The organism is Pseudoduganella guangdongensis (assembly GCF_009857475.1).
Taxonomy (GTDB): Bacteria; Pseudomonadota; Gammaproteobacteria; order Burkholderiales; family Burkholderiaceae_D; genus Rugamonas; species Rugamonas guangdongensis.
The window spans coordinates 1-255 of the sequence record NZ_WWCJ01000081.1 but is presented as its reverse complement, the minus strand read 5'-3'; the positions used below and the strand labels follow the sequence as shown (position 1 = coordinate 255).

Below are 255 nucleotides of genomic sequence, written 5' to 3'. Positions count from 1 at the left end.
GCTTATGCCATTGCACTATTAGCACGATGTCCGACCGTACCTAGCGTACCTTCGAACTCCTCCGTTACACTTTGGGAGGAGACCGCCCCAGTCAAACTGCCTACCATGCACTGTCCCCGATCCGGATTACGGACCAAGGTTAGAACCTCAAACAAACCAGGGTGGTATTTCAAGGATGGCTCCATAGGAACTGGCGTCCCTACTTCAAAGCCTCCCACCTATCCTACACAGATTGGTTCAAAGTCCAATGCAAAG

At 51.4% G+C, this 255-nt stretch carries 1 rRNA gene; it reads right to left on the bottom strand.

The features are described from left to right. Positions 1-255: ribosomal RNA gene (locus tag GTP41_RS28205) — 23S ribosomal RNA — on the bottom strand; the annotation flags it as partial.